Source organism: Enterobacter sp. RHBSTW-00975 (genome assembly GCF_013615235.1).
GTDB classification, from domain to species: Bacteria; Pseudomonadota; Gammaproteobacteria; order Enterobacterales; family Enterobacteriaceae; genus Enterobacter; species Enterobacter ludwigii.
The window spans coordinates 917,063-931,770 of sequence record NZ_CP055883.1 but is presented as its reverse complement, the minus strand read 5'-3'; the positions used below and the strand labels follow the sequence as shown (position 1 = coordinate 931,770).

General features: G+C 52.5%; 18 protein-coding genes and 1 pseudogene. 2 read left to right on the top strand and 17 right to left on the bottom strand.

The annotated features are described in order from the left end of the window. Positions 1-71: 71 nt before the first annotated feature. Complete coding sequence (locus HV340_RS04520) at positions 72-1,460, top strand: carbohydrate binding domain-containing protein (protein WP_249415713.1); 1,389 nt, start codon at positions 72-74, stop codon at positions 1,458-1,460. A 184-nt stretch (positions 1,461-1,644) separates the two neighbouring features. On the opposite strand, the gene HV340_RS04515 is transcribed toward HV340_RS04520, so the two are convergent. Continuing rightward, positions 1,645-2,337 carry a hypothetical protein gene (locus HV340_RS04515; protein ID WP_020885264.1) on the bottom strand — a complete coding sequence of 231 codons (693 nt, stop codon included), beginning with the start codon at positions 2,335-2,337 and terminating at the stop codon, positions 1,645-1,647. Between the two features lie 108 nt (positions 2,338-2,445). Here HV340_RS04515 and HV340_RS04510 point away from each other — a divergent pair, with 108 nt between their 5' ends. Further along, on the top strand, positions 2,446-3,087 hold the full coding sequence (locus HV340_RS04510) for a TetR/AcrR family transcriptional regulator (protein WP_181216334.1): 642 nt from the start codon (positions 2,446-2,448) through the stop codon (positions 3,085-3,087). 435 nt (positions 3,088-3,522) lie between these two features. Here the strand turns inward: HV340_RS04510 and HV340_RS04505 are convergent, their stop codons facing one another. The 16 genes and pseudogenes from HV340_RS04505 to HV340_RS04435 form a co-directional block, all read right to left on the bottom strand. Further along, complete coding sequence (locus HV340_RS04505; RefSeq protein WP_181216333.1) at positions 3,523-4,296, bottom strand: hypothetical protein; 774 nt, start codon at positions 4,294-4,296, stop codon at positions 3,523-3,525. 159 nt (positions 4,297-4,455) lie between these two features. After that, positions 4,456-5,576, bottom strand: a protein-coding gene (locus tag HV340_RS04500; protein ID WP_085950818.1) for an IS3-like element ISSen4 family transposase whose coding sequence is annotated in 2 segments (ribosomal slippage) — positions 4,456-5,318 and positions 5,318-5,576 — 1,122 coding nt in all. Because the reading frame shifts where the segments join, the coding sequence is not laid out codon by codon here. Between the two features lie 61 nt (positions 5,577-5,637). After that, positions 5,638-6,906, bottom strand: a pseudogene (locus tag HV340_RS04495) (lytic transglycosylase domain-containing protein); the annotation flags it as partial. Beyond that, entirely contained in the window at positions 6,896-7,024 is a 129-nt protein-coding gene (locus HV340_RS24400; RefSeq protein WP_085980100.1) for a lytic transglycosylase, read from the bottom strand. The gene HV340_RS24400 and the pseudogene HV340_RS04495, both read right to left, overlap by 11 nt. A 59-nt stretch (positions 7,025-7,083) precedes the next feature. Next, the gene (locus HV340_RS04490) at positions 7,084-7,509 is read right to left on the bottom strand and encodes a phage tail assembly chaperone (RefSeq protein WP_000393957.1); all 426 of its coding nucleotides are present in this window, start codon (positions 7,507-7,509) and stop codon (positions 7,084-7,086) included. Positions 7,510-7,512: 3 nt separating this feature from the next. Continuing rightward, positions 7,513-7,953 (bottom strand): DUF3277 family protein, encoded by a 441-nt coding sequence (locus HV340_RS04485; protein ID WP_000257257.1) that lies wholly within the window; start codon positions 7,951-7,953, stop codon positions 7,513-7,515. A 10-nt stretch (positions 7,954-7,963) separates the two neighbouring features. After that, entirely contained in the window at positions 7,964-9,109 is a 1,146-nt protein-coding gene (locus HV340_RS04480) for a DUF3383 family protein (RefSeq protein WP_181216332.1), read from the bottom strand. Between the two features lie 3 nt (positions 9,110-9,112). After that, the gene (locus HV340_RS04475; RefSeq protein WP_181216544.1) at positions 9,113-9,676 is read right to left on the bottom strand and encodes a hypothetical protein; all 564 of its coding nucleotides are present in this window, start codon (positions 9,674-9,676) and stop codon (positions 9,113-9,115) included. Next, positions 9,651-10,040 (bottom strand): head-tail adaptor, encoded by a 390-nt coding sequence (locus HV340_RS04470; RefSeq protein WP_181216331.1) that lies wholly within the window; start codon positions 10,038-10,040, stop codon positions 9,651-9,653. The genes HV340_RS04475 and HV340_RS04470 overlap by 26 nt, the downstream gene beginning before the upstream one ends. Continuing rightward, the gene (locus HV340_RS04465) at positions 10,027-10,581 is read right to left on the bottom strand and encodes a hypothetical protein (RefSeq protein WP_181216330.1); all 555 of its coding nucleotides are present in this window, start codon (positions 10,579-10,581) and stop codon (positions 10,027-10,029) included. The genes HV340_RS04470 and HV340_RS04465 overlap by 14 nt, the downstream gene beginning before the upstream one ends. Further along, entirely contained in the window at positions 10,578-10,985 is a 408-nt protein-coding gene (locus tag HV340_RS04460) for a DUF4054 domain-containing protein (protein ID WP_181216329.1), read from the bottom strand. Before HV340_RS04460 ends, HV340_RS04465 begins: the two co-directional genes overlap by 4 nt. After that, positions 10,951-11,340: a hypothetical protein gene (locus HV340_RS04455; protein WP_006120171.1), complete on the bottom strand. Its 390-nt coding sequence runs from the start codon at positions 11,338-11,340 to the stop codon at positions 10,951-10,953. Before HV340_RS04455 ends, HV340_RS04460 begins: the two co-directional genes overlap by 35 nt. Before the next feature lie 41 nt (positions 11,341-11,381). Further along, positions 11,382-12,323 carry a DUF2184 domain-containing protein gene (locus HV340_RS04450; RefSeq protein WP_053520707.1) on the bottom strand — a complete coding sequence of 314 codons (942 nt, stop codon included), beginning with the start codon at positions 12,321-12,323 and terminating at the stop codon, positions 11,382-11,384. Positions 12,324-12,334: 11 nt separating this feature from the next. Continuing rightward, entirely contained in the window at positions 12,335-12,838 is a 504-nt protein-coding gene (locus HV340_RS04445) for a hypothetical protein (protein ID WP_181216328.1), read from the bottom strand. Between the two features lie 4 nt (positions 12,839-12,842). After that, the gene (locus HV340_RS04440) at positions 12,843-14,075 is read right to left on the bottom strand and encodes a DUF2213 domain-containing protein (RefSeq protein ID WP_181216327.1); all 1,233 of its coding nucleotides are present in this window, start codon (positions 14,073-14,075) and stop codon (positions 12,843-12,845) included. A gap of 14 nt (positions 14,076-14,089) precedes the next feature. Then, positions 14,090-14,698 (bottom strand): phage minor head protein, encoded by a 609-nt coding sequence (locus HV340_RS04435; protein WP_001435593.1) that lies wholly within the window; start codon positions 14,696-14,698, stop codon positions 14,090-14,092. Between the last annotated feature and the right edge of the window lie 10 nt (positions 14,699-14,708).

The following is a 14,708-nucleotide window of genomic DNA, read 5'->3' as shown; positions in this document are numbered from 1 at the left end:
CAACGTGCCATTCACTGCCTTCCCTGCCGGTTCACTGGAAAACAAAAATGAACGTTAATGGAGCCCCTGATATGAGCATTATGGACAATAAAAAAGTTGATTTGGTTTTCATCATCGACAGCAGTCTTTCAATGAAGGATGAAGCGGAAGCGCTCTGTGCAAAACTTGAGAGCGCCATTGAGGAGGCCAGAAAAGCCTGCCCTTCGGATTTACGAACTGATTTTCTGGGTATCGAAGGCGTTTTTGCCGGCACCAAATTTAATAAAACGGTCCGTCAGTTCCTGACGAGCGAGGCCGGTGCTAACCCATCCGCCCTGAAAGGCAGAGAGTATGTCAAAGAGGGGAACCCCGCTCAGGAAGATGTGGCGCCTGCTGCGGAGGACGTTATCCGTCATTACAACTGGCGTGACGGCGCTGAAAAGAATGTTTTTGTGCTGGGAGACGAAAGTCTGAAAGGCGGGGAGATGACCCTGGATGCGGACCGCATCAAAGCCTGCGATGATGCCATTGCCACCGCCCTGGAGTACGGTGTCAAAATCCACTCCTATCTGGGCACGCCTCATGTCTCATTACCTTATCCCACCCCGGATGATGAGAAAGCCATGGTTCGGGAATACAAGCGCCTGGCGCTTCGTACGGGTGGTGAGCATTATATCTACACCTCCGGCATTGCCGATTTTGCCTCGGTTTTAAAAAGCACCATTTGCGCCAGTAAGGCCACGCAACACGACAGCGTGGCGAACAAAAAAGAAGAAGCAGATGCGCTGGAAGGTAAAACGCCAGCGAAGACGCCTGGTAATGGCAGCGATCTGTGCGCACAGGCCCCTGAGATTGTCCGGGCGGTGAATACGCTTGCTGATGTACTTAAGAACCTGATTGACGCTTGCGCCAGCGACTGTCGTTGCAAAGAGAAAATGCCCCCTTGCCCGTGTCAGGAACATCACAACAAACCGGTGACCCCCTCCTCACCCCCCGCTGCGCCGGACACTCCCCCTGTCAATCCCGAGCCGCCAGCAAAACCATTCCTGGATGAGAGTAAGTTTACGAATAATCATCTGAATCACTGGCAGTTCGGACCGGCAACGCCTGAGCATGAGTTTTACTCAGAAGGTGGCGCGACCATGATTCGTTTTCCGACCACCAATGTTAAAGGCCGGACACACAATGGTGTGCTGCTTTATAAACATTATTCGGAACTCCAGCCGGGGAAACGCTATCGCTTCAGCCTTCAGGCTCGCAGGGATAATGACTACAAGGTGATACCCGAACTGTCACTGCGTGTGGCAGGCCAGGATATTACCTCGGTTACAGCACTTTCCGTGAAAGGCGAGTGGGTCACGCTGTCAGGAGAGTTTACGGCGGCACAGGGCGATAATGTGCTGGAAATTTTCAGCCATAAAGCCAGCGGCGATGGTAACGATTTCAGCATTACTGGAATCACAGTAAAATCAGTCGATTGATTTTATTACGCTGACTTCATTTCAGATATGAAGTGATGCCGGTTTGGCTACGCGTTGGTTAAACCAGGCATCACTGCTTAGCCAGTGTGCGTCACGCTTGAGATAATATTGGTCTGGCCCGGTAATACACGGTGGGCATGATTACCCTCGTCGACACGTTTACCTGAGCAGTTAAAACGGCGTGTTACCAGGGAAGCGCAATTTTCTCATCATTCGCTTTCTCGCCGTAATACAGAGAAGGCAGGAAACGAGATAAGAACGTGAACTCTGTATAACAGTGTCGCATAAGCGCTAATCCAACGTCATCGGCAGGTTCAGCGTGGTCGTCATTACTCATACCCAGAATAAACCGGCTACGCAGTACACACCCAAAAGGCGTATCCCGGACAACATGTAGCATTTGTCCGTCCAGCGGGTCGCCCTGACTATCCAGTTCAGTTTTTTCACCGAAGCCTATCCTTGCGGCAATGATTGCCGAGACACTCCCATCCGCCATTGCCTTGTCGACAGCCATTTCGCCAAATACCGATGCAGGGTGATGGAATTTAAGACGCGCGGGAATGGGAGGGATTTCAGCTAATGATTCAACTGCATGGATGCTTGCGCCGTAAAAACTTTCCCCACGCTTCCAGTTGGCGTCCCATCCACGATGCTCAACATGATCAACGGGATGCCACCATTTTATATGCTGCGTCGTTTCAAAAAAGGTAAACCACCAGTTAATCATACGTCCTTTGCAGCCATGTAAATCAGTGCGTACGGCGACCAGCAGACTCCCGTCATCCAGACGTTTAATACCTGTCTCCAGCGGCATGGGAGAAGGATCAAGCAATGCCGAATAATCCAGCCAGGGCCTGGCAATATCGTGTTGTCGCATTTTTTTCTCCATTAGCATTGGGAAGTTCGCACCATTTAGGAAACGAAGTGCGTTTCCTAAACATTACCGATAGAATGGTCGTATGACAAGCGAAAAGGAATCTCCAGAATGACCTCACCAACCAAACCACGCGGACGTCCCTCAGTCCCTGAGGAAGAGGTGAAGAAACAAATCATTGGTAGCGCGATGGCCTTGCTCTTTGACAAAGGCTATGACGCCACAACAATTGAGGCGGTTGCATCGCATGCAGGCGTTGCCAAAAAGACCGTCTATCGCTTTGCGAAAAACAGGGAGGAATTGCTTGGCCTTTCGGTTCGAAACTGGACGGATAACTACGCCCCACTCCTGCAGAGCGATCCGAAAGATAAGGATGACGTTTTACCGGCGCTAAGAAAATTACTGGCTGCGATTTGTGGTCAGGCGCTATCAGTAACCGCCGTGAAAATGTTTCGTCTTCTCAATACTGAATTTCCTGGTAAAGATGATCTTCTCAAGAAATACAATGAAAATGGCATAGCACGCGGCCAACAATTACTCACTGAGTGGATTACACGACAGCAAAAACAAGGCTGGTTGCCGATGTTACCTGCAGATACCAGTGCCAAAGTCATACTCGCCATGTGTGTCGCCGAACCTCTTCGGCAGGCGGCGATTGGTATAACTCATCCCGTTGAGAAAGCAGATATTGAGGCACATTTGGATTCTTGTATGCCTTTTATTTTACTTATATTCAGGCAAGGTGATGAATGACATAGTACGTGGCGATTCGTGTGGAGTGTCACACTTAGTATTTGTGCGAGCTATACAACTACAGGTCTACAGGTCTACAGGTCGCTACGTACTTACATCTCTGATAGCACTGTTAACCATAGCGGTAACTGTTGATTATAGAATCTAATGAAAAAAGATCGTAACTTGAGACTAATAACCTCTTTAATGGATTGTTTTTAATGGCTTTTATTTTTTTGTTGCGATAATAGGAATCATACACACACCACAACAATATGAATTTAAAGTATTTATTAGTGTTTTATTTTTAAGATACCCCCAAATATGCTTCTAAGATTAAATTCCAATAGCAACTTTCAAAGTTGAAGAACGAAAAAGATGAGCAACAGCCGTTAGGCCACTTGCGAGCTAGTGCCCCCGTAGATGTAGATGGTCAAAGTAATAACTTAGTGAAAATCAGTCATCGTCTTCAGGCCAGGTTTCTCGGTGGCCATCGCAGAAACTACAGCCAGTCATTCCGCTAAACTCATCAACACTAGTACTGTGATAAGTACAATATTCGCACTGTTTAACAGTTTCGAAAATTCCAAAACAGTAAGTGCACAGGTATTTTTCTCCGAACTCACAGACAGTATCGTTCTGCTCACACTCTGAACATCCTGCTGGGACAGATAAAGTGCCATATTCATCCGGTGAAAAACTACTCGTATCAAAAAGCTCATAACGAGAAGCGGTATGTTGGCACTCACTACATTCAAAGTCCGATTCTTCCCAAGCCTTCAGTATTTGATTTTCATCGCATTCAGGGCATGAAAATTCAACCAATCTGTCCTGTGTAGTACTACATACAAGACATGAAGATGACTTAAACGAATACTCTTCAAATTCAAACGTGGTTTTAAGAGGTGCAGCAACTTTCTTGCATAAATGACATTCAATAACTCGACCTCCCTTACTGACATGTTTCTCTAATATTTTCTTAACCTGCTGGAATTTAATATCTGCATAATAACTGTTATTTATGAGCAATTGAGTTTCTTGACTTGCAAGATAATGACCCAATGTTCCTTCAAAGAGAGATTTCCAATCTTCACGCATCAACCGATTCAGGGCGAACCAAGCATCAGCCTGCTCAATCAGTAGTTTCTCCTTGGCTTGGTCATTTAATGCATCGTGATAAAAATGAACAACTCGATTTCTATGCTGCCTAATTATATCAAAAGATGACACAGTGGAAGCATGTAGAGGTTTCTCGAGAACATCCCTCAACCGGTCACATGTCTCTGCAAAAGTTATTGACTGGAAATCACCAGTAAGATATTTCGAACGTATGATTTTTTTTCCGCTACACACAAGCGACTGACCTGCCCCCACGATTAGATACAACACTCAGTTAGTAACGTCGGAATCTTCATTCTCAGAATGACCCTTTCTCCAGCCCGCTGCAAATTCAGACGGTGTCTGATAATTCAGCGTGGAGTGCGGGCGGCATTCGTTATAATCCTGCCGCCAGTCATTAATAATTTTCCTGGCATGAACGATATCGCTGAACCAGTGCTCATTCAAACATTCATCGCGAAATCGTCCGTTAAAGCTCTCAATAAATCCGTTCTGCGTTGGCTTGCCCGGCTGGATTAAGCGCAACTCAACACCATGCTCAAAGGCCCATTGATCCAGTGCACGGCAAGTGAACTCCGGCCCCTGGTCAGTTCTTATCGTCGCCGGATAGCCTCGAAACAGTGCAATGCTGTCCAGAATACGCGTGACCTGAACGCCTGAAATCCCAAAGGCAACAGTGACCGTCAGGCATTCCTTTGTGAAATCATCGACGCAGGTAAGACACTTGATCCTGCGACCGGTGGAAAGTGCGTCCATGACGAAATCCATCGACCAGGTCAGATTGGGCGCCGCCGGACGGAGCAGCGGCAGACGTTCTGTTGCCAGCCCTTTACGACGTCTTCTGCGTTTTACGCCCAGGCCACTGAGGTGATAAAGCCGGTACACGCGCTTATGATTAACATGAAGCCCTTCACGGCGCAGCAACTGCCAAATACGACGGTAGCCAAAACGCCTGCGCTCTAGTGCCAGCTCAGTGATGCGCCCTGATAAATGCGCATCAGCAGCCGGACGGTGAGCCTCATAGCGGCAGGTCGACAGGGATAAACCTGTAAGCCTGCAGGCACGACGTTGCGACAGACCGGTCGCATCACACATCAACATCACGGCTTCCCGCTTCTGGTCTGTCGTCAGTACTTTCGCCCAAGAGCCACCTGAAGCGCCTCTTTATCCAGCATGGCTTCGGCAAGCAGCTTCTTGAGTCTGGTGTTCTCTTCCTCAAGCGACTTCAGGCGCTTAACTTCAGGCACCTCCATACCGCCATACTTCTTACGCCAGGTGTAAAACGTGGCATCGGAAATGGCATGCTTGCGGCAGAGTTCACGGGCGGGTACCCCAGCTTCGGCTTCGCGGAGAATACTGATGATCTGTTCGTCGGAAAAACGCTTCTTCATGGGGATGTCCTCATGTGGCTTATGAAGACATTACTAACATCGGGGTGTACTAATCAACGGGGAGCAGGTCACCAGCATACGCTCCCCATAATTTAAGCCATGGAGGTATCGGAAGACCGGATATTTTTGCGAATGCTCCCAATACTTTTGTTACCCATACCCCAGCGATGAAGGTAGCCAAAATTTCCAGCGAGTTCTGCCACCCACCAACAGAATCTTTAAGCCCCAGAAGCTTATCGCGCAGCCAGAGAATTGCCTTTTTCGCCTTTTCTATTGCTGGCTCCCACTTGGACCAGTCAATCAGGCTTTTGCCGCCCTCTTTCCACGTCTGGTAATCGTCATAGAGTAATCCGATCGCCAGAATAAGCGTGGTGATCAGCCCGATAGGGGATTTCAGAAATGCAGCATTGAGCAGACGCCAGGCGACCAGTAGAGCGCCGAATATTTTCAGCAGATTTTTACTGCCATCATCAAGACGCTTCCACCAGTCAATGACAGAGCCAGCGCCCTGTATCAGCCGCCACGCCATTCTCGTGAATGCGTTCGCAAGCCAGATCACGCCTTTAATAACTCTGGTCAGCGTCTCTTCAATCTTCGGGAAATTGTCGAGGATGCGCCGCCGCAGGCTGTCCAGCGAACCAGCCAGGCCACCAGCGAGGTTTGAGCCGATCTTGTCCCGCATGATGCCGAACAGCGACGTGAGCCCGCGCATGGACGTCATGAATTTGTTGGACTGAACAGCCGCTTTATCAGCGTTGAACCCCGTCTTTTGCAGCATCGACTGGTAATCGGCGGTAAAGCCATTCATGCCGCGACGCATCGCCATCAGCGTGTTTTCATCGATGCCGAGCATCTGCGCGTATTGCTTCGCGCGGTAATACGGCATGTTGCTGAGCTTTTGCCCCACGCCAGTAAAGATGGCCGCAGTATCACGCATCTTTCCGCTGGCATCACGGGTCTGGACGCCCAGGCGGTTCAGGAAACCTTCCGCGCCCGGATTGCTACGCATGAAACCGGCCAGCCCTTCGAGGGAGGACATAGCCGACTCGGCGCTGGCACCCGTTTGCGATGCGGCGTATCCCAGCGCTTTGATGCCCTGAACACTGGCCCCCGTCCGCTGGGATGCCCAGTAAATTTTATCCAGACCGTTCGCGATCTGGGTGGTAAATCCGACAATGCTCAGCGCTGCGCCTTCCACCACCGCGCCGACCTTCAGAACGTTCGCGGTAACGCCTTTCAGCACGGCTTCGAACTTATTAGCGCCAGCCTGATCGATATCGAATCCCAGCGAAACAAGGAAATCTTTAATCGTATCTGCGTTACCGCTCATTGGCCGCTCTCCATTTATCTACCCGGGCGTCGTTATCCTCGCGCATGTCGAGGTAGTCATTGAGAAGCGCGATGCGGCAGAGATCCACCGCGCCGCTGTTAAGGTCTTTCTGGTCAATATGGAAGGCAAGCGCCGGGCGAAGAATAAAATCTTCACCGCCCGGCAGGCTGTTGAAGGTTATTCCGCTGGCGGGGTGGGCGTCTCGCTGGTAGGGAGTCCTTGCAAAAAATTTCCCAGCGAGTCGGCGACCACCCGCGCCACCAGTTGCAGCATGGTAAGCAGGTCGATATCGTCAAACGCCATTTCGCCATGCTGGCAGACCGGCACCCAGCCTTTCATGTGCTCGCGTGAAACAACGGAAAGGCAGGGGAACAGGATAGCGTCCACGTCGCCATCACTCAGATCGGACACAGCATTGGCAATCTTTGGCAGGATGGTAGCCATCGCGCCTTCGGTGTCTTTGCTGCTGATCTTCTCCTGAACGCTCCGGAAGTCCGAAACCATCCCGGCCAGAACCGGCAACAGTTTGCGGGACACCTTCAGCTGTTCGAAAACGCTGAGCTTTGCAGTGCGATATTTCACGCCTTTAATTTCGAATTCCATGCGTTAAAACTCCCCGAGCAGCTGGTCAATCTTGCCGCAGTCGAATACCCAGGCGACGGTGCCGCCCTCTTTGGCGTTATTGAAATCAGGCTGTTTCTGGAATGCACACGAACGCGCAGTAGAAATATCACCCGATGCCGTGTTGCGAATGACGATCACGTTATTGCCCCAGGTGGCAGAGGACTGGCTTTGCGCGTTATACGCCAGAGACAGCTTTTTGTTCACTGGGGAGGTTTTCAGCAGCGTTACCGTAATGGTGCCTGACTTATCGGCGTGCAGGCTGTGCATCACTTCGCCATCGGCACCGATGGTCATGGTGTTCTTGTTTCCGCCCATGGTCTGTGTGATGCCTTCCTCAGAGTTCGCAGAACCCTGACCAAGATCGATAACGCCGGTCGGCCCGGTGAGCGACGCGGTTACATCGAGAAAAGAATAAGTTGCCATTTATCGCTCCTTAGCGAACCACGTTGATCTGCACATCGGCATAATGAACTGCGCCAGCCAGCTTACAGGCCACCTGAATTAACGGTGCTTTGCGAGCTTCCCGGTCGGCCTGCGCCTGTTCGGAGAGAGGTTGCGCATACACGTAATAGCCTTTTGTCAGCGTATCGCCAGGATTCAGCTGTCCGATAGGGCCACCATTCCACACGCCAGCCGCTACCAGACCGTTCGTGACGGACTGATCCATGGACTGTTCAACGTTGGAAAGCAGGCGCGTAACACCAGCATCGGTCTGTGGAATTTTGGTGGTGCTGGTGTAAAGCAGGTTATAGAGGTTGGTCTGAACGTAGTTCTGCAACCAGTCGAGCCCGTGGCGCTCGTCGAAGAAGTCGCCATTCGCCATTACACCCTGTTGCAGGATCGCAGTGTCGTTGGCGTAATACACGAACACGTTCGCATTCTTCGCATCCACTGCCGCCGCCTGATTTACCGTCAGCGTTTCGTAGGTTACGCCTGGTTCCTGTTTGAATTTCAAGGTAATGGTGGTATTGCTGCCGTTAAAATTCACAGTGAACGCACGACCAAACGCGGACAGTGCGGCGTATTTGCTGCTCGTAGAATACTGCACAAACGTGCGTCCGTATTTTGCTGCTTTGAGCTTATAGGCCAGATCGGTTGTAGAGTTTGTATTAACTGTTTCCGGGTCTTGAGTGGTAATCGCCAGAATACGGCTGAGACTGGAAGACTCGATCGCTGCGGCGACACTCAACCAGTCAGCGTCGCCAATATCTTCATCATCGGCCACGGCAAGGCCGTACCAGTTCGTATAATTCAGAACGGCGTTCACGGCCTGCGGTAGAGTTTCCGGTGTACCTTCTTCCGAAGAGGTTAAGGCTTTCGCCCAGCGGCCAACATAAACCTGCGTCGGCTTCGGCGACTGGCTGAAGAAAACCTGCGCCGCTTCATATTCCTGGCTGTCGACTCCGAAGTCCTCGCCAATGTCCTCAACGGACGCATAAAGGCGAACGCGCTCCTGCACCGGAATGACAGTGGAAGAACCGAGGATCAGCAGCGCGCCGAAGTTACGACCAGTAGCCGCTTTCGGCGAGATGATCACATCAACGTTTACAACGTTGGATACAGGTAAGCCCTGCGTCATAGTTTATTCTCCAAAAAAGGTGACTGGCGCTTCCACCAGCGATTTAATGCCGTACTCGCGCACAACCTTCCGGCGCAGGCGCACCGTCATGTCGTAGCGGCGAACCCATTGCTGGTTGATAAGTTCGGGGAAAGGGGTCAGACCGGTATAGTCTCCAAGGGACAAACCAAGCACGTTCAGCTCAGCATTGTTTTGCGGGACAGATATGCCATCGCGAAAACGGGATGCATAAGACATTCCAGCAGGGCCATAGAACGACGCCATGCACTCGAACGTTTCATGCCGCCAGAGCTGAGCGCCCTCGTCGGTCTGATTGGTGAATGCAGGACTGTTATCAATGGGCCACCCGGTAACGCCGAACGCGCACCAGTTCGTTTCAACGGGTAGCAGTGGCGGCTGATCTTTCTGCCAGCGCGGGCGCACCATTCCAGACGGCAACCCGGAAACATTGCGCATCCACTGGCTTAACAGCCTGTCGAGCGCTTCGTCATAATCCGGATCGCCGCTGGTGGGTGTCAGCCATCCGCGCTCTGTACTGGTGTTATTGCTCAACGGGAGTACCCCCATCAAACGGTAGTAATTCACAATGCGCCTGGACGAAACCAGCACCGTAAGCTGTATACGGGTCGACGAATGTCACACGATAATCACGGTTCTGGTACGTTACGATATCGGCATCACGGCCAGTCTGCCCCTGCGTCAGCCGTTCAGTCGTCACGATGAGAATCGCACCACTGATTACCTGCCCGGACTGCATGCGGCGGTTTTCCAGAGAGCGGTCAACAGTAACAGCCCCGGCAAACTGCGTTTTAACTTCGCTGTCGCTGCCGATCCCGTCCTGGTCCACTGTTTGCGCCCGTCGCGTTACCCACAGGTTGAAGTCGCAAAAATCGGGGTCAAAAAGCACGTCTGTTACATCAAGAGTCGGCATCTTTATCCCTCACAACATGGGTAATAGCTCTGCGATATTGCCCGGTGTCGATTAGCGGTTTCACCAGATCGGTTCCAGGAGACTCACCAGCAGCGCGCCGCGCAAGTTCCGCTTTTGCCCCTTTGCGCCCTCGACGTGCGCGGGCCTCTACGGTGCTATCAGCAAGCGGTGTAAAGCCGGTAATGGTCATGTAACGCCTGACGCCATTAGCGGCCAGCGTTCCGGCGCGGTTAAGCGCTCTTTCCGCACCCGCCGCATTACCATCAAGCGCAGCCTGCGCCGCTGCTTTGAGCTGCGGAACTGTCTGTTCCTCTACCGATTTAACGCCGGGGATCAGGTGTGGGCGTGGGGGGATGTTTTGCGCTGGTGAGCCGTATTCGTTGACGTAACCGATCCCGGCATTACCGAAAGGAACATCCTCACGCTCGCTGTCTTCTTCCGGGATGCCCACCAGCACATCCTTTTTAGTTAGCGACTTGAGCGCATTAAGGATGGCCTGAGCGTTATCCACCCTCGTAGTTACACCGCTTTTGAAACTCATAGCTGGCGACCGCCCGCACCGAACATCGTGATCAGCTGATAAAATTCAGCGCCATATCGTGTGTTATTCCAGAAGCCTGCATCTGGGTTTAGCGTCGCGCTGGTGTCATAGCTGACGCTTACCTTGTCAACGGACTTGGAGGACTGAACACCATTGGTTGAACCACCCGGGCCGCCGATGAGCATTGCCCGGCTATCTGCTGCCCAGAGCGTCATGTAATGCGCCACGAACAACTCGGTAAAGTACGGAAACAACTCTTTGCCGGTGACGTTTTCGCTCAGCAGCACATCAGCCAGATTCAGACGAAACTGGATTTGCGCTTCGGGATATTTGGCAGGGTCAGCAAACTGCGGGAAGTCGCGGCGAAAATCACTTACTGTTGGCAGGCTTTGATTCTTTGGCATCTTTCGCCCCATTACCGCCAGTCTGGGCGGCAGCAATCTGCGCTTGCAGGCTGTCGTTCTGCTCTTGCAGCTTGAGCAGCGCTTCTTTCAGATCGGCAATCAGCTGATCTTTATCGACAATCTGCTTATCTTTGTCGGCAATCTGCGCTTGCAGGCTGTCGATAATGGGTTGCAGATCATCGGTGTCGCTAATCACGCTTTCGGAAAGCTCAGAGTGCGCCTGGGTGAACCAGTGCGACGCGACCTCTTCCGGTACGTTATGCCGTCCCCGGCCAAACTCCTGTTTTGACTGATCGCCGAGCGTCAGCGTAAAGGGAGTATGAACATGGATGGTAACCAGCTTTTCTTTCGCCATTTTCAGTTTCCTTCTGGCCCCTTTCGGGGCCGTTCTGGTTATCAGATACCGTCCACGTAGGACAGGGTTTCTTTGTACACAGGCTCAACCGCACCGAGCTTTCCGTAGTAGGTCGCAATCTGGTACAGACCGCGATACTGGACAGGAACGCTCTGCAACGGCACCAGCGGATAGCGCACGTATTTCTTGTCGTTGGTGTAGGCGACCATACGGTCTTTACCGCCAACCCCGCGCCCTTTCAGCCATTTGACCGCTTTGATTTCCAGCGGAACGCCGTTCTGGTGGAAAGCGATGGTGTTAACCGCCAGATAGGTCAGCAGTGACTGGTTACCCGCTTCGGAAACCTTACGGCTCGCCAGCAGTGAATACTGTTCTGGCGGAATGCGCAGATCCGAAGGCACAACGGAGTAACCGGATGCTGCCCAGGCATTCGACAGAATGCTGTTCACGCTATCGAGGATCTCGTCGTTGGTGGAGTTCGCCCAGGTCTTCGGCGCGTTGTTCAGCGTCACACCAACGAGGTTTGCCAGACCTTTCAGGCCGAGCGCGTCATCACCGATGTAAACCTGCTCGTCGTTGTCCATCTGCCATTTGAGCTGCATGCCGTCGTACTTCTGGGTATCAATCGGGCGGCCTACCTGCTGAGCTGCTGCCAGCTCTACAACGGTCCAGCCCAGTTCCATGCCCCAGAGGTTCAGCGGATTGCCGTCTTTGCCGATATCAACGTTCACGCCAGCAATGGCGGTAGAGTCTTTGCCTACCCAGTTTTTACCATTCGGATTTGCACCTGTACCCGCAGCGCCAAAGCTGGTGTTGGTCCAGCTGGAAATGTCATCTGCGATAGAAACGTCTTCACGCAGCTGAATATCGCGGGTCCAGGTGTAACCCACCAGCGGCAGGTTCAGCGTCTGGTCGAGTCGCTCCAGTTCCCCGATGAGAAAGGCACCAGAGCCATCAACGGTTGCCTGATCAAAAGTAATCATTCGTCTATTCCTTAAATCTTCCAGGAGATTTCTGCATTGCCGTTAGCGTCACCGGCCCCTGTGAATTCGGCGTTGGTCAGCGCCACGTTTTTGCCATTGACGGATGTGGACATGAAGCCGCCCAGCGGCACGTCAATGGTTGAATCGAGCGAAACCACCACGTAGACAGGCGCGCCTTTTTTGATGGTGCTGGCATCGAAGCCAGATCCGAGGTTAACGGTCATGTAGCCACGCTTCATGGCGTCGCCCGGGAAGTTCTTATCTGTTCCCACCTGGCGAACCATGTCCGGCTGCGATGTGGTCGGATACGGACGAACGTAGATACCCTTCACCTTGTCGGCGGTGTCACCGTCCGCCAGCGGCACGAAAAAGCCGTCAGCGTCGTATTTGCCAGCCAGACCGTAGGCAGCGAAGGCGTTAGCGGATTTAAGGATCACCGGTTCGACGGTTAAGTCCTGCGGGCGAGAGATAGCCCCGGCAATGCCAACAGGCATCCGGTACAGATATGCAGTCATTGGATTATCCTTTGCGGTTAGACCAGAAGTCGGCGTTTTGTTTGTTCAGGGAAGCGATGCTGGTCATGCCCATATTTGGACGTTGTGCATCGCCCGTGGTGCTGCGAGTGTTTCGCCCTTTGGCAATCTCAGACACGGCGTTAAACGCCATATCGACTGATTGCTTTGGCAATTTGCGGATATCAGCATCACCGACAACCTGGCGAACCAGTGTTTTGTCAGCGGCAGCCAGCACATCACGTTTGAACGCGGTCGGTTTCACTTTACGGCTCAGATCGATACCCGGAACGATAACTTCGGCACGATAAGCAGAGTCACCGGTAATCGTGGTTTCCTCTTCGTCGTCCTCACCGTCGCCGGTAGGGTCTTTGTTATCTTTGCCGTCAGGCTTATCGTCGTTATCGCCCGTTGCAGTACCTTCCAGCTTAGCCAGCAGGGCTTTGAGCAAGGTTTTGATATCGTCCTCGCCGTCGCCGGTTGGCTCTCCGCCCATTTCCGGCTTTTTGTCCGGCAAGGGTTGTTGCGGTGAAAGGTTAATGTTGAGGTTAACGCCGCTCGGAAGATCCCCTTCATCGCCAGTTACCGCCGCTGGCGCAGAGTCCAGCAGTTCGTTCATGGTGTCTGCGTCACCCGTTTTGATGGCCGTGCGCATGCGGGTCCACCAGCTTTTCTTTTGATTTGCCATTGTGTCTCTGTCTCCAATTGCACAACGATTTCCGGCTCTGCCTTTGGGGACAAGAGCCACATGGTTTCCGGTAATATCGACCTGCTCGGCTTTACCTGGCTCGGTCTGCTCGTACTCCGCGTCATAGCCGCACGACACTTCGCGCAGACCATCTTCGATCAGTTGAATGGCGCTTTCGTCTTTGACGATAAGGTCAGCCAGCATCAAATCAGACTGATCATCAGTCCCGCGCCTAACGTTCTGAAGATGCCCGACCGCAAGCTCTTTCCAGTTCTCGGGATTGACCAGCCGCACATTCCCGTTTTCATCTTCAGGATGCAGGATCGTGATGCTCATCCCTTCGAATGAGGCGAGCGTGGCCGGATGAAATACCTGCTCAGGAGAGCGCGTTACGACTATCTCACCGAGCTTGTCGGGTTTGAGGTTTGGCAGATCAGCAGCGCCGTAGAGCTGCTTACCCGTTCGACCGATCGGCACGTCTTTGCACAGCAGCGAGCCGTCAGCCAGCTGATAGCGGGTTTCCCCCAGCCGGGTATTGAAAAAGTATTTCATGGTTTACCTGCGATTCAGGCGAGATAAGAATGAGGGTTGGGGAAGACGATTTCTTTGTAACAGCGGCAGTTCGGTAGCTCGCCAGCGTGACCGGTCATGCCGTCAAGCGTTGGAGGTCGGCCCCATTCGACAAATTTACCTTCCATCTCCCGATGAGAATGCCGGACGTCGCCATCTTCGGCTGTACGCCAGATATAACCATTCGAGCCGATTGATAGCGCACGCGCCTGATCAAGCGCGCCGGTTGCTCGTCCAAGTTCAGTACGGGCGATAAGGTTCGCTCGCGAGCGTGACACATCACCGGATGCAGCTATCTCTTTCGCGAATGGCTCAGCCCGCCCGCCAGTCACAACGGCCTCGATGGCCTTGTTCTGAATGTCATACACCCGATCGGCAGCCTCAAGCGGCAGCGATTTGATGTACTTAATTTGCTCGGCAACGATGGATTTCATCACCTGACCTACCGGGGCGCGGTCGACCATGTTGCGCAGTTCTGCGCTGATGTTCCGGCTGTGCTGACGCCACTGCTTCTCATTCTGGCGCGCAATGTCTGCGGTGAAGTTCTCAGCAACCTTCGTCGCCCAGGGGGTGATGATTTCGCTGTAGCGCTCCAGCGCATCCATTATTTCGGTG